The following is an 18312-nucleotide window of genomic DNA, read 5'->3' as shown; positions in this document are numbered from 1 at the left end:
GGTATTTCCTCCTTCATTCCTGACAAACTTCATAATATTTATCATATAATCATTTTCAGAATTACGCAACCCATTTTTTCAATTTCTTTGCGGTTATCCATCTTTCTGAAACGTCACATTTTTACGGTCTTCCGAGTAATTCTGCAGATCGAGTACTCCGCTTTCGCCCGACAGATTCGGTAAAATCTGCTCCAGGCGCATCACCTTTTCCTCCAGGTTATCCTTTCCCAGCTTTGCCCGGATATTGTCGAAATAAAGTGTTATTTCATTTGATTCGTTGAAATATATTTTATCCGTCGTGATCTGATGCTTGGAAAGCATTTGCGTAATCGAAAGGATTTCCTGAAAAATATCGGTATTCTTCACCGGAAGCGCCTCATACAAAACAACATGGTCGAACCTAATTCCCGTCACCTGCGGAATTCCTTCTGTCCTCGTCTCCGAAGATTCCACCACGATACCGTCCCGGTCAAAATACATGTAACGCCCCATGTATTCCACGTAGCCCGCCACAGACTTTTCATAAACACGAATCGTGATGCTGTCCGGCGAATCGACCCGGACACTCATCGTTTCGATAAACGGAATGTCCCGGATTTCCTTATTCCGGTATTTTAACGAAAGATAGAGCGAATTGTAGGAAAGCCGGTCAGTCAGAACCATCGCCTCGATCTCTTCACTCGTGTAGTGGACGTTTCCCTCGACCGAAACGTTCTGCACCCGAAACACGGACACCACGACGAGGGCAGCCGCCGCCAAACAGACGATCACGATGCTGGCAATCAGTACGCCGAGATTTGCGCGCAGCCACTCGCCCGGCGTTGCCACTGCATAGGAATACCCGGCAGCTTTGCCGCTGCTTTTTTTCTTTTTTTTGCCGGAAGCTGATTTCTTCCGACTTTTTTCAGATTTTCCGCCGTCCAGCAGCTTATATTTCTGTTTCTGTGCCAATGTCTGCTCCCAACTCTCTGAAATCCCTTACGATATCTTCATATCCTCTCCGGATAAAATGACAGTTTTCCACGACCGTCTTATGCTCTGCACACAGCCCCGCCAGCACAAGTGCCGCACCACCCCGCAGTTCTTTTGCAAAAACCCGTTCTCCGTGCAGTTTTCTGCCTCCGGTAACCTCCGCGCTTGTTTGTCCGGCGACGATCGCAGCACCCATACGGTTTAACTGCTCGTGCACACCAAACCTTCCATTAAAAACGCGCTCCGACACCATACAGTTTCCTTCTGCGCAGCACAGTGCCGTCAGCATCGGGGACTGCAGGTCGGTCGGATAGCCCGGATATACGTCCGTTTCCAGCAAAAGCGGGGAAACCAGCCTGCCTGCACGTTTTACCAACAGCCCCTTTGGGGTTGGGATAATCTGTGCGCCCATTTTTTTGGCAACTGCAATCACCGCTGTAAGCTGCCCGATCGGCGCCTGCCGCAAAAACGCTTCCCCGCCTGCCGCGAGTACACCGATCAGACAGGTTCCTGCCACGATCCGGTCCGCATCGATGGAAAATTCTGTGCTGCAAAGCTTTTTTACGCCCTCAATTCGAATCGTTTTGCTTCCGGCTCCTTCGATCTTTGCCCCTGCACCGTTTAAAAAGCGGCACAGCGAAACGACCTCCGGTTCCTTTGCACAACCTGTCAGCACTGTTTCTCCCTTTGCACAGACCGCGCATAAAATCGCATTCTGCGTCGCACCGACGCTCGAAAACGGAAAACGGATCTGTGCACCGTTCAGGCGTTTTGCAAGTACCGTCAAAAAACTGTCATCCTCCCGTCTTATCTGACAACCGAAGCGTGCAAAGGCTTTCAGATGCAAATCGATCGGGCGGTCGCCGATGACACAGCCGCCCGGATCGCAGAAGGACGCCTGCCCCAGCCGCCCCAAAAGCGCGCCCGTCAGCACGATGGAGGAACGCATCCGAACCACTTCCTCTGCCGGAAGCCTGCTTTGCAGCGCACCGGAAGCGTCCACGCAGATCTCGTGACCGGTTTTTGTCACTGTTGCGCCGATTTTCTGCAAAATGCGGCACATGCAGTCCACATCCGAAATATCCGGGCAGTTTCGCAGTGTCGTCTTTCCGGCGATCAGAATGGTCGACGCCAAAATCGGCAGCACGGCGTTTTTCGACCCCTGCACTGTCATTTCCCCATAAAGAGGTCTTTTGCCTCTGATCCAGATTGAATCCACAAAACCACCGTCCGCGTTGCCCTTACCCTATACTATGGCAAACGTACCGCACACGTGACAAATGCAGCTGCACTGCTGCCCCGTGTCCAGATAACACGCTCGTCTTTTTTGCTCCCGGTGAAAGCACGATACACGCATACCCCATTACACATCCCGGACCTTGATGCCGCGGGCAACGCTCATGACGAGCCCCATCTCGATCAGCAAAAACAGGATCGATGAGCCGCCGTAGCTGATAAACGGCAGGGACACGCCGGTGTTCGGCATTGAGTTCGTTACGACCGCAACATTTAAAATGACCTGAATCGCGATATGCCCCAGCACGCCGACAACTAACAGCGCACCGAACAGATCCGACGCGTTGTTCGCAATAATCATCAGACGCCAGATCAACAGCAAAAAAATCAGGATCACAGCGATGCCGCCGAACAGCCCCAGCTCCTCACAAATGATCGAAAAGATCATATCATTCTGCTGCTCCGGCAAAAAGCCCAGTTTCTGGATACTCTGCCCGAGCCCCTTTCCAAAAATACCGCCGGAGCCGATCGCATAAAGTGCCTGCAGCGTCTGAAAGCCCTTGCCGGACGCATAGGCTTCCGGATCGAGCCACGCCATGATACGGGCGAAACGGAAATCCAGCCCTTCGATGCTCTGCAGCTGCTTGACACCGAAAATTACGCCTATAACTGCGAGTGCTCCAATTCCTCCTATGATGAAAAATGGTTTGTATTGCGGACTCGCCACAAACAGCATCAGGACCGCAATTCCCAGCACGATAATCGCAGAGCTCAGGTTGTTGGTGATTTGCCAGATACAAAAAACGTGCGGCAGGGAAACTCCAATAACCGTCAAAAAGCCTTTCGACGTCCGAATGTTTCTTCCCATCTTGCAGATAAACGTCGCCAGAAACAGAATCATCGCCAGCTTTGCGATCTCCGCAGGCTGAATCGACATACCGAGATTCAGCCACCTTCTTGCACCGTTGACCTCGACGCCCAGCGGCGACAGCACGAGTGCAATCAAAATCAGGGAAACCACATAGCCGATTACCGCAAACCGTTCCCAAAAATGATATGGGATGTGGGAGACAAAAAACATCCCCACCAGCCCCAGCGCCGCCGCAAACGCCTGATGCATCAAATAATAGTCCTCGTTCAGATTCTGCGTCGTCGCATCGTAAGCGCTGGCGGAATAAATCATAACCAGTCCGAAGCCTGTCAGAAACAGGATGATGAACAGAAGACTGTAATCAAAATAGTATTCTGTTTTCTGAGATTTTCTCCGTCCTGCCACTTGCTCACCCCTTCAGGCTGTTTACATATTCCTTGAACATTTTACCGCGCACTTCATAATTCGGGAACATTCCCCAGCTCGCGCATGCGGGGGACAACAGCACCGCATCGCCCGGACACGCTGCCTTTACACAGGTATCCATCGCTTCTTCAAAGCTGTCCGCCAAAACGATATTTTCCATTCCGTGCTTCTTTGCGCACTCCGCGATCTTTTCCCGCGTCTGACCGATCAGCACAAGCAGCTTCACCTTGCCGTCAAACGCTTCAATCCACTCGTCGTAGGTGTTCTGCTTATCATAGCCGCCGCCGATCAGCACGGTGGGCCATTTCATTGCGCGGATCGCCTGAATCGCCGCATCGGGATTGGTTCCCTTGGAATCGTTATAATAAACGACGCCGTTTTTGGTCGCTACATATTCGATTCTGTGTTCTACTGCCTGAAAATGTTTTACGGTATCCAGAATTGTTTCCATCGGCACGCCGTATGCTGCTGCAATTGCAATCGCCGCCATCACGTTTTCAAAATTATGTACGCCGATCAGCTGCATCTTGTCAACATCCATCAGGACTTCTTCCCCATTTCCGAGATTTCTGCAGATTTTGCTGCCGACCAGATAATAGCCTCTCTCCAGCTTTTCTTTGGAAGAAAACCAGATGACCTGGGCCGGGCACTTCGGTGCAAACGCCTTTAACCAGCTGTCCTCGTGATTGAGCACACAGAAATCGTCCTTTGTCTGGTTCTTCGTGATGGATTCCTTGACCGCCGCATAGTTCTCCATCGTATGATGACGGTTCAAATGATCCGGCGTGATATTTAAAATCGCGCTGACAGTCGGATGGAAATGCACTGCAGTTTCCAGCTGGAAGCTGCTGATCTCCGCTACCGTCACGCTGTCCTTATCTGTTTTTAAAACCTCCTGCGTATAGGGGGTTCCGATATTGCCGACAACAAACGTATTGTCCTGATAACGCTTCAAGATCTCGCCCACCAGCGTTGTCGTCGTGGTCTTTCCGTTCGTGCCTGTAATTGCGAGCACCTTTCCCTTTTCATAGTTCCAGGCGAGCTCAATTTCGCCCCATACCGGAATCTCCGCTTCTTTCAGTGTAGAAACAAACGCTTCTTCAATAGAAATACCGGGGCTTAAAACCGCCAGCGAAAGCTCGGAAAGCAGCTCCTTCGGAAGGCTTCCCAGTACCAGCGCAGTGTCTTTTGGATAATCTTCCCGCGCGCAGAGCGCCTTCCCATCCAGCTTTTCATTTTCATCAAACAGAACGGGAACGGCTCCCGCTTTCTGCAAGAGTCCGGCGGCTCCGAGTCCGCTCTTTCCGCATCCGGCTACCAGTACCTTTTTTCCCAGTAAATCCATGTTGATTCTCTCCTTTCGCTGCCATAGACAGCACTTTCGTTCTATGTTTCCCTGCAATTAATTGCGGTTTATTGTTTCATTCTTCTCATAATACCCTATTTCATCCAGATAGGGAAGAATATTTTCAAAAAGCTCGCGCACTACCGGCGTCGCCACCAGTCCGCCATAATAGACGCCTTGGGGGTTTCGGATAATACACAATGCCAGCACCTTCGGATCGTCCGCAGGTGCAAAACCCAGAAACGAAGAAATATACCGACCAGTACCGCGAGGAAGCGTCTCGCTGGTCGCCGTCTTGCCGCCCACCTGATAGCCTTCGACTTTTCCATTTTTTCCGCCGCCGTTTTCCACGACCTGAAACAGGATGCTGCGCAGCCGGGCGCTCGTTTCTTCCGAAAGAATCCGTTTTTGCTCCGTTTCCTTCTGCACCGAAATGCGCTCCGAACCGTCCGTCTTTTCGCAATACAGTCCCAAATGCGGTGTAATCCGCGTCCCGCCATTAATGAGGGAGCTGACCGTCGCTGCAAGCTGGATCGGCGTGATCTGAAAGGACTGCCCGAACGAAATCGTCGCAAGCTCCACCGGACCGATCTGATCCTGTGCGTGCATGATTGTACCGGCTTCTCCAGGCACATCGATTCCAGTTCTGTTCAGCAGCCCGAACTGCTTCATGCTTTGGTAAAACGTATCTGCACCCATCCGAAGCCCTACCGTCACAAACACCGGATTGCAGGAATTCATCGTCCCCTGTACGAAATTTTCAGTTCCATGACCCCGAACCTTTGCACACCGGATTTTTCTGCCCTCTACGACAATATAGCCCGGGCACTGAAAAGAATCCTCTTCCCGGACAACGCCGTTTTCCAATGCGGCTGCCGCCGTAATGACCTTAAAGGCAGAGCCAGGCTCGTAGGTATCGTTGATGCAGGCGTTTCTCCACATTTTATTCAGGGCTTCCTGCTTTTCTTTTTCGTTCATGAGCTGTTCTTGCTGCCCCTCCGGAAGTGTGAACGGGTCATTCAACTGATATTCCGGCACATCCACCATCGCAAGGATTTCTCCGTTATCGGGACGCAGCACCAGAATCGAAACGCTTTCCGCTTCTTTTTCCAGGCAGACCTGCTCCGCCAGCTGCTGTGCGTACAGCTGGATGTTGGCATCCAGACTAATGTATAAATCCTTTCCATCCACCGGCTCTACCCGGCTCTCTCCTTCATCCAGAAGCCGGACGCCGCGTGCGTCCGTCATTTCCAGAATCAAGCCCTCCTGCCCGGAAAGCACTTCCTCATACCGGCTTTCCAATGCCAAAATTCCCTGATTATCGCCTCCGGTAAAGCCGATCACTTTGGAAGCGAGATTCTCATACGGATAATATCGTTTATAATCCTCGTCCACCTTGATGCCGTCCAGCCCTGTCCGGTAAATTTCCTCCCCGGTTTCCAGATCGACATTGCTTTTGATTTTTTCGATGGACGATACCTTTTCCACTCTTTTTCGAACGGTCTCTTCCGACAGTCCAAGCTTGCTGCACAAAAGCGCAATCACTGCGTTGGGATCGCGAATCTGGTTATGGATGACAGAAATCGTACAGACCGGCTGGTTATCCGCCAGCACGATCCCGTTCCGGTCTAAAATTCTCCCGCGCTTTGCCTTGATTTTGCGCTCTCTCTGATGCAAATCCAGCGCGAGCTCAGAATAATGTGCCGCCCGAAATACCATCAGATATACCACTCTGGCGGACAGCCCTGAAAAGATCAGAATGCACGCCAGAAAAATTACGACGATCTTTTTGCGGTGAAACGGTTTGCTCAGTTCCATAGGTTCCCTGCAAAGCAGAAATTACTATACCTTATGAAACCGCTGCCTAAAATATGCACACGCTGCCGCTGCGCGCTGTGACCACATCAGACAGCGATACAGCTCTTTTCGTAACTGTTCCGTACCCTCGCAGTTACGCGCAAAAATCCATTTCAAATCGGCTATGCCGATAGGATTTTTGCCTTCTAGTCTAAGTTTTCTTACGGTCAGCGCAGTAAATGCGCAGACCTACTGAGCAGTTACCTCTTTTCTGCCATTACTCCATGGGATTTTGCGTATCCCCACCAGAGTCGCCTGCTGCACCGTTTTCCAGAATGCCGGAAACCGGCACATCATAGCCATCCGAATCCTCCGTGATCACCTCTCCAGTCGTCGGATCGATCAACTGCCCGTCGCTGTTGACATACGGATTGTCCGCTTCTGCTCCATTTGCAGTATCTCCACCTGTTGTAGACGGGTCGTCGCCCGCAGGCTGCGCAGCGCTGCTGTTCTCCCCTGCCGTAGTATCCCCGGCAGACGGATCCCCGCCGGTATCGGTTGTATTTCCACTGACATCATTCCCGCTGACATCCGACGCCGGCGCGTTTGCGCTCAGCTGCTCGCGGATTTCAATCTGCATCGCTTCCAGCTCTGCGCGCTCTTCGTCCGTCAGCTCCTGTGTCATGAAGATATTTAAATAAGGAAGCACTTCGGTCAATATGTTTTTGGCGATGATACATGCTTTTCTCGTTTCCAGATCCTGTTCCCGGGCGTTTGGTCTGTTTAAAACCACATAAATTGCGATCTGTGGATCTTCTGCGGGCGCATAGCCCAGAAACGATACGACGTAATCCTCCTTTTCACGAGTACCGCTGGCGCTGACAGTTTCTGCTGTACCAGTCTTACCGCCGATGCGATAGCCTGCAGGCTTTGCACGTTTACCGGTACCATTTGCACCTTCCACAACCTGAACGCAGTATTCACGGATTTTCTCCGAAGTTTCCGCGGAAATGGTCTGTTTTAACAGTCTCGGCTCAATATTTTTTACCACAGATCCATCTGCTGCCGTAATCTTGCTTACCATATGCGGTTCATAATAATAGCCTCCGTTGATCAGGGAGCAAAAACCTGTGATCATCTGGATCATCGTCACGTTAAAGCCCTGTCCAAAGCTCGAGGTTGCAAGCTCCGTAGGTCCCATCGTTGAAGAATTGAATACCAGGGAAGCCGTTCTTGCCTCGCCCGCCAGATCTATATTGGTCTTTAAGCCGAAATTATATTCCGACATATATTTCAGAAATTCATCGATCCCGATAACCTGTGCCATCCGGATCAGCGTGACATTACAGGAGCGTTCAATGGATTCTCCGATCGTCAGCCACCCCTCCGCACCGTTTGTGTAGTTATGACAGCGGATTTTGTAGCCGCCGATCTCGATGATACCGGTGCATTCAAAGGATTCATTGCCTTTGAGCCTGCCGTCCTCCAATCCCATCGCTGCAACGAAGGGCTTCATCGTGGAACCCGGCTCGTAAGTGCTGTTAATGCAGTAGTTTTTCCAGAGGGCATTTAAGTTCTGTACAAGCAGATCGTTATTTTCCTCCTGCTTCATCGACGCTGCAATCTCTTCGTTGATGACCGTATCCGTCGAGTTTCCACTGACATCGATCAGTTTGCTGCCGATCAGTGCCTCCGGATTTCTCGTATCGTTTAAGTCAAACGTCGGATAACTCGCCATTGCGAGCACTTCCCCACTGTGGACATCCATCACAATACACGCTGCATCCTGCGCACCGTTACCCTCGCGGGTGCTGTCTTTGTTTTCGTCGTTATATTTTTTGAGGTACTTTTCCACAATGCCCTGAATCGTCGCGTCGATCGTGGAATAAACATTGTAGCCGTCTACAGCAGCCTCCGTCGTCCGCTGCAGATTATCGTCCCCGTCTATATATCCATACTGTCTGCCGTTTACGCCGCTCAAAACATCGTTGTAATACTCTTCCAGTCCGTAGGTTCCGGTTCCGTCCGTCCGCGTAAAGCCGATGACATCGCTTGCGAGAGAGCTATTCGGGTAAACTCGCTTATAGCTTTTCTCAAACCAGATTCCCTTGACATACTGGTTATATTCTTTCTGGCTCGTATCCGCCATCATCTGCTGATAATCACTGATTTCATTGTAGGACATTCTCTTTTTGAGGACATAATACTGGGAATCCGGGTGTTCCTGCGCATAAGCGCGCACCTGATCGCCGTCAATGCTAAAATAATCCTCCAGGGCCTGGATCGTAGGCTCAACATAGTCCTCTTTATTATTCATCTGTTTGATATCCAGCACCAGATCGTATACCTTTTCACTCGATGCCAGCTTCGTTCCCTTGTTGTCCAGGATTTCTCCCCGCTTATAAGGAATCGTCGTACTGGAATACTGCTGCTGGGAAAGCACCTGCTTTTTGTAGCTGTCGCCGTTATCCCGGTTAATTAAAATCAATCTGACGCTCAACCCTGCAAAAGCCAGCAGTACCAAACAAAACAGTACCACCAGCTTTCTCTGCATTCGTATTGTAAACTTATTTTTCTTATCCAATCCGGCACCTGCCTCACTTCTTGATGTCTGCATACTGTCTTACATAATCGCTTCCATCATCCGGGATTTCCACGATCTGTCCCTGTCCTGCGTAGGTCATGCCAAGCTCCGTAATTGCAATTCTTCTGATTTCCTCCAGGTTGATGGAGCTGTCAATCCGGTTTTTCATTTCGTCATTTTCCGTCTTTAAGTTATTTAGCTGACTCTGCAGCGCTGCAACCTGCTTTACGCTCTGGGTGATCGAGGATTCCATCCGGATATAGCCGATCAGCATTACGCTCGTGACTGCAAACGCCACGGTCAAAAACAGCACATAGGCTACATTTCTGTAGCGCAGGCGTTTCATTTCCTGCTTCTGCTTCTCCAGCTCGCGTCTCGAAACCCGTCCGGAGCCCTGATCCAAATGGCGTTCCAGCTCTTCTCCCGCCTCAGCGTGTCTGACTGCCGTACCGTTTACATATGCTGTTTTCTGATAGGGCGTTCTTTTGTACGCTGCCGATTGGCTTTTTCTGGCTGAATTCGATGTTCTTGCCATTTGCTCTCCTCACCGCCGTCTGTTCCGGCTTCCAGTACAGCGTTTCGTAAATAACTATACCAATCGGATTCACATGCAAGTGAGTGGTATCGTTATTTCGAAAACGATGTACTAGCTCTCTATTTTTTCGAAAATGCGCAGCTTTGCGCTTTTCGCTCTGGAATTTGTCTCCATCTCTTCCTCGGTCGGAAGAATCGGTTTGCGGGTCACAACATGTCCCCGGCTCGTTTTACCGCACACGCACACCGGGAATTCCGGCGGACAGGTACAGGGATTTTCATTTCTGCGGAAGGCATTTTTCACAATTCTGTCTTCCAGCGAATGGAAGGTGATGATGCAGAGCCTTCCACCCGGAGCCAGCCGGTCGATAAAGGCGTCCAGGGAATTTTCCAATACCTCCAGCTCTCTGTTGCAGGCAATCCGAATCGCCTGAAACGTGCGTTTGGAGGGATGTCCGCCTTTTTCCCGCATCTTTGCCGGAATCGCCGCCCGGATAATGTCGTTTAATTCCCCGGTCGTCTCAATCGGCTTCTTTTCTCTCGCCTGCACGATGTGTTTGGCGATATTCTGTGCAAATTTATCTTCTCCGTAGTCCCGGATACACCGAAACAGCTCTGCCTGTGACCACTCATTGACGATCGTTTTCGCCGTCAGGGTCTGACGCTGATCCATCCGCATATCCAGTGCGGTATCATAACGATAGGAAAATCCTCTCTCGGCGTTGTCCAGCTGATAGGAGGATACGCCAAGGTCTAACATAATGCCATCTACTTTATCGATGCCGAGGCTGTTTAATACTGCCGGAAGGTTACAGTAATTGTCGCGCACCAGCGTCACATGCTCCTGCCACGGCTCCAGCCGTTTTGTCGCCGCTTCGATCGCCTCTGCATCCTGGTCGATACCGATCAGCCGGCCGGTCTTAAGGCGCGCTGCAATGTGGCTGGAATGTCCTGCCCCGCCCAATGTGCCGTCCACATAGATGCCGTCCGGTTTGATTGCAAGTCCTTCAATTGTCTCCTCCAACAGGACGGATGTATGTGCAAATTCCATCGATTTTTCCTTTCTTCGTTACAGTCCGAGGTCGTCCATGCGCTCTGCGATATCCTCCATGGATTCCTCCGCCTCTTCTTCCAGGGCATCCCAGCGCTCCTGGCTCCAGATTTCAATATGTCCTGCAGCGCCCACCAGCACAACGTCTTTGGTCAGCTCTGCAAATTCTCTTAATTTGGAAGGGATCAGGGCACGTCCCTGCTTGTCCACCTCCACCTCCGCGGCGCCTGCCAGAAAGTGGCGGACAAACATACGGGTGTCTTTTCTGCTGATGGGCATTGCCTGAAGCTTTTCTTCGAAAGCAGTCCAGCCGGCATTGTCGTACACAAATAAGCAGCCATCCAGTCCCTTGGTCACTACAAATTTCTCACCGAGCGTCTCTCGAAATTTGGAGGGAATGATCAACCTGCCTTTTGTATCCAACGTATGATTGTATTCGCCCATAAACATGTACAATCACCTACCATTCATGGAAAAGGTCTGCCACCTTACTCCACTTCGTACCACTTTCTACCACTTTGAAACCATTTTAGTATAAAATGCCCTCCTTGACAAGCGATTTCAGAAAAAAAAGACAGCCGGACCGTGAAAAGTCCAACTGCCTTTTTCGTCATTCGTGACAACAAAATGCCCTAAAAGCGTACCTTTTGTTGTATTTATAATTTTTTTGCGCTTTTGCGAATGGCGCGAGTGAACAGTAACAATTTTCTCAGACATTGAAGCGGAACAGGATTACATCGCCGTCCTGTACCACATATTCCTTACCCTCCATGCGGACAAGTCCTTTTTCTCTCGCTGCCGCAAGGGAGCCGTTTTCCAGCAGATCTTTGTAATTGACAACCTCAGCCTTGATAAAGCCGCGTTCGAAGTCGGTGTGAATCTTGCCGGCTGCCTGCGGTGCTTTTGTGCCCTGTTTGATCGTCCATGCTCTCGTCTCATCTTCGCCGGAAGTTAAAAAGCTCATCAGGCCGAGCAGATGGTAGCTTGCGCGGATCAGTTTTTCCAGACCGGATTCTTTTAATCCAAGGTCGTCCAGAAACATCTGACGTTCTTCATCGTCCAGCTCGGAAATTTCTTCCTCGATCTGTGCGCAGATCGCAAATACCTCACTGCCGGTTTCTTTTGCATATTCTCTGACTGCCTGTACGCCTGCGTTATCTGCGCCGTCGTTTGCCAGATCTTCTTCCCCAACGTTTGCCGCATAGATCACCGGTTTTGCAGTCAGCAGGTTCAGGTTCTTGAAGTATTCTTCCTCGTCTTCATCCTCTGTCTCGAAGCCGATTGCAAGCTTTCCGTCCTCCAGACGCTCCTTGACACGCTCCAGCATCGCCAGCTCTTTTGCCTGCTCCTTATCCATTCTCGCGCCCTTTGCCACTTTGGCGATTCTGCGTTCCAGAATTTCCAAGTCGGAGAAGATCAGCTCGAGGTTGATCGTCTCGATGTCGCGCAGCGGATTCACGCTTCCATCTACATGGACAACGTTGCTGTCCTCAAAACAGCGAACGACGTGCACGATCGCATCCACTTCGCGGATATTGCTCAAAAACTGGTTGCCAAGGCCTTCACCCTTAGAAGCACCTTTCACCAGACCTGCGATGTCTACAAACTCGATCACAGCAGGCGTTACCTTTTTGGAATGATACAGATCACCCAGAAGCTTTAAGCGCTCGTCCGGAACGGCTACCACACCTACATTGGGGTCAATGGTACAGAACGGATAGTTTGCAGACTCCGCACCAGCTTTCGTCAGAGAATTAAATAAGGTACTTTTACCAACATTCGGGAGACCAACGATTCCAAGTTTCATTTTACGATTTACCTGTCCGAAAACCCTTGATTTATCGGGATTTTCGCCTTTCTATGTTTTTGTACTGCACAATTACCTGCACATTTTCAGGACGCTTTCTATTTTCTCCAGCTCTTTTATTTTCTCCCTCTCTCTGCCGTGTAAGCAAAAAGTTGGATACAATCTAATAATATATCATATTTGTTTTCTTTTTTAAACCTCAAAAATCAATTTTCCAAAGATCATAACGCATAACACACCGTCCCAAAATCCACTTTCGTCATTCCAAATCCGATGGCTTGTTTTTTTTTATGCTTTCCGCTATACTTCTCTCTGCAGGCTCTGTTTTTTCTCCTGGGCAGAGCTGTATTTGGGAAAAAGAAAAGAGGGAAATCAACAACAATGGAAAAAAGGGAACAACTCGGCAGCCGTCTCGGATTTATCATGATCTCGGCAGGATGTGCCATCGGCTGCGGCAATGTATGGAAATTTCCGTGGATGTGCGGACAAAACGGGGGTGGAGGCTTTATGCTGATCTATCTGATCTGCCTGCTCATTCTCGGTCTGCCTGTCATGACGATGGAATTTTCCGTCGGGCGCGCTGCCCGGACAAGTCCGCTCTACATGTATCAAAAGCTTGAAAAGCCCGGCCACAAATGGGGGATTTTCGGTATCGTCAGTCTGATTGGCAATATTACCCTGATGGCGTTTTACACCGTCGTGTGCGGTTGGCTGATCTATTACTTTGTGAAATTTATAACCGGGCAGAATCAGTCCTTCGGCTTTACACAGATGATTCAGAATCCGTCCGTCAACGTGTCCTATCTGCTCGTCACGGTCATCGTCGCTTTTCTGATTCTGAGCTTTGACTTACAGGGCGGTCTGGAACGTATCACAAAATATATGATGACCTCGCTGCTCGTTCTGATGCTGGTGCTGGCGGTCCACAGCCTGACCCTTTCCGGCGCAGCAGATGGGTTAAAGTTTTATCTGGTTCCGGACTTTTCCAAGATCAACGGCTCCGTCATCGTCGGCGCGATGAACCAGGCATTTTTCACACTGTCGGTTGGAATGGGAGGCATGGCTATTTTCGGCAGCTATATTGACAAAAAACGGTCGCTGATGGGGGAATCCGTCACCATTATTTTACTGGACACACTCGTGGCAGTTCTCGCAGGGATCATCATGTTCCCCGCCTGCTTTACCTACGGGCTGGAGGTCAATGCAGGACCCAGCCTGTTATTCGACACCATGGCGGATGTCTTCAACCACATGGCTGGCGGTCGTATCTGGGGCACGCTGTTTTTCCTGTTCATGGTGTTCGCCGCCCTTTCAACTGTCCTGGGTGTCTGCGAAAATATTCTCGCCATGATTCGCGAACTCACCGGCTGGTCACGAAAAAAGGGCTGCATTGTCTGCGGCGCCGGCATCTTTGTCCTGGCTCTGACGACTGCTCTCGGCTACAGCGTCCTGCATTTTCAACCCTTCGCAGCAGGCACGGCATGGCTGGATTTCTGGGATTTTATCGTATCCAATAATGTATTGCCCCTCGGTTCCCTGGTGCTTGCTCTGTTTTGCTGCAACAGCTTTGGCTGGGGCTGGGAGAATTTCGTACAGGAAGCCAATACCGGACACGGTTTAAAGGTGAAGGCATGGATGAAACCAGTCTTTCGCTTCGTCGTCCCGATTGCCATCGCGTTTATTTATATCTACGGCATGGCGACATTTGCGTGGCGCTAGACACAAACAATAGAATGCACGCTCTGCGAGCATTCTATTGTCATGAAAAATAGGCTGCCCGGAGGATTTTTTCATTCCTCCGGGCAGCCTATTTTTATGCTCTTTCTAAATCCGTCTCAGTCAGGCGTCTCTATGCCTTCCGTATCCCGTCTTTTTTTTCAAATCTTCATAAAGCAGCTGATAATTCTCGTATCTCCCCTTGCTGATTTCGCCATTATCCACCGCTTCCTTCACCGCACAGTCCGGCTCCGCCAGATGCGCGCATCCCCGAAACCTGCAATTTCCGGCATGTGCTGCGATTTCCGGAAAATAGCCGCCCAGCTCTTCTTTCTCAATGCCGAATAACTCAATCGACGAAAAGCCCGGCGTATCCAGAATGTAGGTATCCTCTTCCACCCACATCAACTCCGTATGCCGCGTCGTGTGCCGTCCCCGTTCAATTTTTTCGCTCACTGCGCCTGTCTGCATCTGTACACCATCCTGCAGCAGGTTGATCAGAGACGATTTTCCGACTCCGCTGGGACCGGCAACGGTCGTCGTCTTCCCCCGAAGATACTCCCGGATCGCTTCAATACCTTCTTTTTGTGCCGCGCTGACAAACAGCAGCGGATATCCACTGGTGCGATAGCGTTCCCTTACTTCCGCGATCATTTCGTCGGAAGCCAGATCCGTCTTGTTCATACAGATCAGTGCAGGAATTCCCTGTTTTTCCATTAAAACCAGAAAACGATCCAGTAAGTTAAAGTTCGGTTTGGGGCTCACAAGTGCAAAAATGACAAGCGCCTGATCCACATTAGCTACTGCCGGTCGGATCAGGCTGTTTGTTCTCGGCAGGATTTCATCCAGATTTCCCTTTTTTTCTGTTTCGTCCAGGACGCTGATCGAAACCAGGTCGCCCGGCAGGGGCTTTTCCTTATCCTTTCGGAAAATGCCCCTCGCACGGCATTCATATACGCCCTGATGGGTGTGCACATAATAAAATCCGCCGATTCCCCTGATGATTTTTCCCTGCATCCGCTTATCCTTCCGATGTAAACATGACCTGACGCTGCACAGTCTGTCTCGTTGTCGTTCCGGGCACGGTCACAAGGTTTCCGTCCTCATCCGTCGTCGTGGTCGCCTCTCCGGTTACCGTATATTCATAGGTAATCAGTCCGGCCGGATCTGCCATTCCATGCAGATTGACTGTCGTGATCGGGAAAGAACGAACTGTCGTCTTTAAATATTCCGTTCCGGACTGTCCGGTGATTGTTACTGTACACTCGGTTCCTTCTTTGTACTGGGGATCCAGATCTGCCGGGCTTGCAACCGCTTCCTGATATGCGTAGGTAACCGCTTTGGGGCCGACGCTGATTCCGATATCGATCGTAGAACCGGGCTCTACCGCAGCACCTGCCGTATAGCTTGCATAGCATACCTTTCCGGCAGGAACCGTGTCATCGCTCATCTCTTTCTGGTCCCCAATCAAAAATCCGTTTTCTGTCAAAATTGCAACCGCTGTCTCCACATCCAGACCGATGATAGCCGGCATCGTATTTTTACTGCCGGTATCCGGTCCCTGGCTGATCACGATCGTCACGGCAGAGCCGGAGGCTGCACGGGAACCACCGACCGGATTCTGAGAAATAACCTTTCCCTTTTCAATCGTATCGGAGTAGCCGTCCGCTTTCGTCACGGTAAATCCGCTTCTGGTCAGCGTTGCGGTCGCATCCGCCTCCAGTGCTCCTAACACATCAGGAACCGGGATTGTGTCCGTATCGGAAGCAGGTGCTGTGCCGCTCACCGTCAGCTGTACCTGCGTACCGGAGGAAACCGTCGTACCGCCCTGTACATCCTGTGAAATGACATTGCCCTCCGCTACCGTATCGGAAGTCTCATAGGCAAATTTTACCTTCAAACCAAGGTCTTCTAAGATCTTCTGCGCCTCTGCCGCGGATTTACCGGTCACATTCTCCACCGTCACCTGCGCAGACGTCGCACCGAAATTGAAAATACCAACTGCCCTGCCGACTAAAAAGATCACGGCACAGCCGATTAAAACAGCACCGATGATCGCCAGCAGCGTCGTGATTTTTTCCATTCTGGAATCGTCATCGTACTCCTCATCCTCGTCATCTTCTTCATCCTCTTCCGGCTCTTCATAGACGGGCTGTTTTTTCTTCTTGGGCTTCTGGGGCGTCTCGTTCTTTTTCAGGCGCGTTCCCTCTGTCGCCTCTTTATTTCTGCTTTCGTTGATTTCCTTGCGTTCCCTGGAAGTCACGGTACGGGTCGCCATCGCCTCATCCGGGTTCTCGATCTGGACAAAATCCTCGTTCGGGGACATCAGCGCCTTTTTCAGGTCAGCAATCAGCGCCGCCATACTGTGATAGCGGCGATCCGGACTTTTCTGGGTACATTTTAAAACAATCTGTTCCACGCAGACCGGAATTTCCGGCACGTATTCTCTCGGAGACGGCATTTCTTCCTGAATATGCTTGATCGCAATCGCAACCGTCGTCTCACCGTTGAACGGAACGCGTCCGGTCAGCATTTCGAAAAGTGTAATACCCATCGAATAAATATCACTCTTTTCGTCGCTGTATCCACCTCTTGCCTGCTCCGGAGAAGTGTAATGCACAGAACCCATGACGTTTGAGGTGATCGTGTTGCTTGTCGCCGCTTTTGCAATGCCAAAATCCGTCACCTTTACCTTGCCGTCCTTGGAAATAATGATGTTCTGCGGCTTGATATCCCGATGGATAATATGGTTGTTATGCGCTGCCTCGATGCCCATGCATGCCTGAATGGCGATACTTAACGCCTCACGCACGGACAGACGCGCCTTTTTTTCGATATATTTTTTGAGCGTGATGCCGTCTACGAGTTCCATAACGATGTAGTAAACCCCGTTATCTTCCCCGACGTCATACACATTTACAATATTCGGATGCATCAGACTGGCTGCTGCCTGGGCCTCTACCCGGAATTTAGATACGAAATTCGTATTTTCGGAAAATTCCTGCTTCAGCACTTTCACCGCTACATGCCGGTTCAGTTTGTGATCCTTTGCCTTATAAACATCTGACATTCCGCCCATCCCGATGCGCTCGAGCACCTCGTAACGGTCGCCTATCATTGTTCCTATCTTAATCATCCGCTCACCTCATCTGAAAACGGCTCCATAATAATCACCGCGATATTATCTCTTCCGCCGTGGTCGTTTGCAGCCTGCACCAGCCGCTGCGCCCGCTCTTCCACGTTGCCTTCTCCTTCCAGAATCTGCAGGATTTCTTCATCCTCCAGCATTCCGGTCAGGCCATCCGAGCACAGAAGCACCCGGTCTTTTCCTTCCAGCGGAACCAAAAACAGATCCACCTGCAGATCATCCTCTACGCCTACGGCACGGGTAATGATGTTGCGATCCGGATGGATCCTCGCCTGTTCCCGACTGATTCCGCCAAAGCGCACCATTTCCTGTACCAGGGAATGATCCTCGGTAATCTGACGGATGCCGACATCATCTGCAATATACAAACGGCTGTCCCCGACGTTTGCAACCTGAAGCTGCCTGTCTGCGCAGGTGGCGGCTACCACTGTAGTCCCCATTCCACTCAACTGTTCATCCTCCGCTGCCGTCTGCCGGATACACTCGTTTGCATGACGGATCGCATCCACCAAAATTTCTGCCGGGCTGTCCGCCTGGCTTTGCCGGATCTGTTCCAGAATCGTCTCCACTGCAAGGCGCGATGCATAACCGCCGCCCCGGTGACCTCCCATTCCATCTGCTACAATAAACAGGTTGGGAAGCTTTCCGATCTCATCGGTGGTCATCCACGCATAGTCCTGGTTGAAGGATCTCTTTTTTCCAATATCTGTAATCGCGTAAGCTTTCATTCGCTCACCCTCTCTGTATTCGGAATTTCACCCATTATCTTTACCATACTAGCACAAAAATACAAAAAGGACAAGCTGTTATCCGGCATTGTCCTCT

14 protein-coding genes are annotated in these 18312 nt (G+C 50.6%); 1 reads left to right on the top strand and 13 read right to left on the bottom strand.

What is annotated here, in order from left to right:
- Positions 1-93: 93 nt before the first annotated feature.
- The 10 genes from ACLTOQ_RS03210 to ychF all read right to left on the bottom strand — a co-directional run bounded on the left by ACLTOQ_RS03210 (position 94) and on the right by ychF (position 12623).
- Positions 94-951, bottom strand: a complete 858-nt coding sequence (locus ACLTOQ_RS03210; protein WP_337623629.1) for a cell division protein FtsQ/DivIB — start codon at positions 949-951, stop codon at positions 94-96.
- The gene (gene murA, locus ACLTOQ_RS03205; protein ID WP_412318723.1) at positions 929-2191 is read right to left on the bottom strand and encodes a UDP-N-acetylglucosamine 1-carboxyvinyltransferase; all 1263 of its coding nucleotides are present in this window, start codon (positions 2189-2191) and stop codon (positions 929-931) included. Before murA ends, ACLTOQ_RS03210 begins: the two co-directional genes overlap by 23 nt.
- A 144-nt stretch (positions 2192-2335) precedes the next feature.
- On the bottom strand, positions 2336-3484 hold the full coding sequence (locus ACLTOQ_RS03200; RefSeq protein ID WP_337561809.1) for a putative peptidoglycan glycosyltransferase FtsW: 1149 nt from the start codon (positions 3482-3484) through the stop codon (positions 2336-2338).
- A 4-nt stretch (positions 3485-3488) separates the two neighbouring features.
- On the bottom strand, positions 3489-4850 hold the full coding sequence (gene murD / locus ACLTOQ_RS03195) for a UDP-N-acetylmuramoyl-L-alanine--D-glutamate ligase (protein ID WP_412318722.1): 1362 nt from the start codon (positions 4848-4850) through the stop codon (positions 3489-3491).
- A gap of 57 nt (positions 4851-4907) precedes the next feature.
- The gene (locus ACLTOQ_RS03190; RefSeq protein WP_412318720.1) at positions 4908-6668 is read right to left on the bottom strand and encodes a peptidoglycan D,D-transpeptidase FtsI family protein; all 1761 of its coding nucleotides are present in this window, start codon (positions 6666-6668) and stop codon (positions 4908-4910) included.
- Positions 6669-6924: 256 nt separating this feature from the next.
- Complete coding sequence (locus ACLTOQ_RS03185; RefSeq protein WP_412318718.1) at positions 6925-9231, bottom strand: peptidoglycan D,D-transpeptidase FtsI family protein; 2307 nt, start codon at positions 9229-9231, stop codon at positions 6925-6927.
- Positions 9232-9244: 13 nt separating this feature from the next.
- A complete protein-coding gene (locus ACLTOQ_RS03180) occupies positions 9245-9766 on the bottom strand; it encodes a cell division protein FtsL (RefSeq protein WP_412318716.1) in 522 nt (173 codons plus the stop codon).
- Positions 9767-9877: 111 nt separating this feature from the next.
- Positions 9878-10816 carry a 16S rRNA (cytosine(1402)-N(4))-methyltransferase RsmH gene (gene rsmH, locus ACLTOQ_RS03175; RefSeq protein ID WP_412318715.1) on the bottom strand — a complete coding sequence of 313 codons (939 nt, stop codon included), beginning with the start codon at positions 10814-10816 and terminating at the stop codon, positions 9878-9880.
- A gap of 18 nt (positions 10817-10834) precedes the next feature.
- The gene (gene mraZ / locus ACLTOQ_RS03170) at positions 10835-11266 is read right to left on the bottom strand and encodes a division/cell wall cluster transcriptional repressor MraZ (RefSeq protein ID WP_021915822.1); all 432 of its coding nucleotides are present in this window, start codon (positions 11264-11266) and stop codon (positions 10835-10837) included.
- Between the two features lie 259 nt (positions 11267-11525).
- Entirely contained in the window at positions 11526-12623 is a 1098-nt protein-coding gene (gene ychF, locus ACLTOQ_RS03165; RefSeq protein ID WP_262585981.1) for a redox-regulated ATPase YchF, read from the bottom strand.
- A gap of 381 nt (positions 12624-13004) precedes the next feature.
- Here ychF and ACLTOQ_RS03160 point away from each other — a divergent pair, with 381 nt between their 5' ends.
- The gene (locus ACLTOQ_RS03160; RefSeq protein WP_412318713.1) at positions 13005-14342 is read left to right on the top strand and encodes a sodium-dependent transporter; all 1338 of its coding nucleotides are present in this window, start codon (positions 13005-13007) and stop codon (positions 14340-14342) included.
- 120 nt (positions 14343-14462) lie between these two features.
- On the opposite strand, the gene rsgA is transcribed toward ACLTOQ_RS03160, so the two are convergent.
- From rsgA to ACLTOQ_RS03145, 3 genes are read right to left on the bottom strand one after another with little or no spacing between them, the layout of a single operon-like run.
- The gene (rsgA, locus tag ACLTOQ_RS03155; protein ID WP_412318711.1) at positions 14463-15356 is read right to left on the bottom strand and encodes a ribosome small subunit-dependent GTPase A; all 894 of its coding nucleotides are present in this window, start codon (positions 15354-15356) and stop codon (positions 14463-14465) included.
- A 4-nt stretch (positions 15357-15360) separates the two neighbouring features.
- A complete protein-coding gene (pknB, locus tag ACLTOQ_RS03150) occupies positions 15361-17475 on the bottom strand; it encodes a Stk1 family PASTA domain-containing Ser/Thr kinase (RefSeq protein ID WP_412318709.1) in 2115 nt (704 codons plus the stop codon).
- A complete protein-coding gene (locus ACLTOQ_RS03145) occupies positions 17472-18215 on the bottom strand; it encodes a Stp1/IreP family PP2C-type Ser/Thr phosphatase (RefSeq protein ID WP_337426019.1) in 744 nt (247 codons plus the stop codon). The genes pknB and ACLTOQ_RS03145 overlap by 4 nt, the downstream gene beginning before the upstream one ends.
- Between the last annotated feature and the right edge of the window lie 97 nt (positions 18216-18312).

This window comes from Gallintestinimicrobium sp., from assembly GCF_046968865.1.
In the GTDB taxonomy this organism is placed as follows: domain Bacteria; phylum Bacillota; class Clostridia; order Lachnospirales; family Lachnospiraceae; genus Gallintestinimicrobium; species Gallintestinimicrobium propionicum.
The sequence above is the reverse complement of the archived record's forward strand: the minus strand, read 5'-3'. Positions and strand labels throughout refer to the sequence as shown.

Excerpts from the sequence above, each read along its gene's own strand:
- ACLTOQ_RS03160 (WP_412318713.1), top strand. The coding sequence starts at position 13,005 with ATGGAAAAAAGGGAACAACTCGGCAGCCGTCTCGGATTTATCATGATC.
- ychF (WP_262585981.1), bottom strand. The coding sequence starts at position 12,623 with ATGAAACTTGGAATCGTTGGTCTCCCGAATGTTGGTAAAAGTACCTTA.
- murD (WP_412318722.1), bottom strand. The coding sequence starts at position 4,850 with ATGGATTTACTGGGAAAAAAGGTACTGGTAGCCGGATGCGGAAAGAGC.
- ACLTOQ_RS03145 (WP_337426019.1), bottom strand. The coding sequence starts at position 18,215 with ATGAAAGCTTACGCGATTACAGATATTGGAAAAAAGAGATCCTTCAAC.
- rsgA (WP_412318711.1), bottom strand. The coding sequence starts at position 15,356 with ATGCAGGGAAAAATCATCAGGGGAATCGGCGGATTTTATTATGTGCAC.
- pknB (WP_412318709.1), bottom strand. The coding sequence starts at position 17,475 with ATGATTAAGATAGGAACAATGATAGGCGACCGTTACGAGGTGCTCGAG.
- ACLTOQ_RS03180 (WP_412318716.1), bottom strand. The coding sequence starts at position 9,766 with ATGGCAAGAACATCGAATTCAGCCAGAAAAAGCCAATCGGCAGCGTAC.
- rsmH (WP_412318715.1), bottom strand. The coding sequence starts at position 10,816 with ATGGAATTTGCACATACATCCGTCCTGTTGGAGGAGACAATTGAAGGA.
- mraZ (WP_021915822.1), bottom strand. The coding sequence starts at position 11,266 with ATGTTTATGGGCGAATACAATCATACGTTGGATACAAAAGGCAGGTTG.
- ACLTOQ_RS03190 (WP_412318720.1), bottom strand. The coding sequence starts at position 6,668 with ATGGAACTGAGCAAACCGTTTCACCGCAAAAAGATCGTCGTAATTTTT.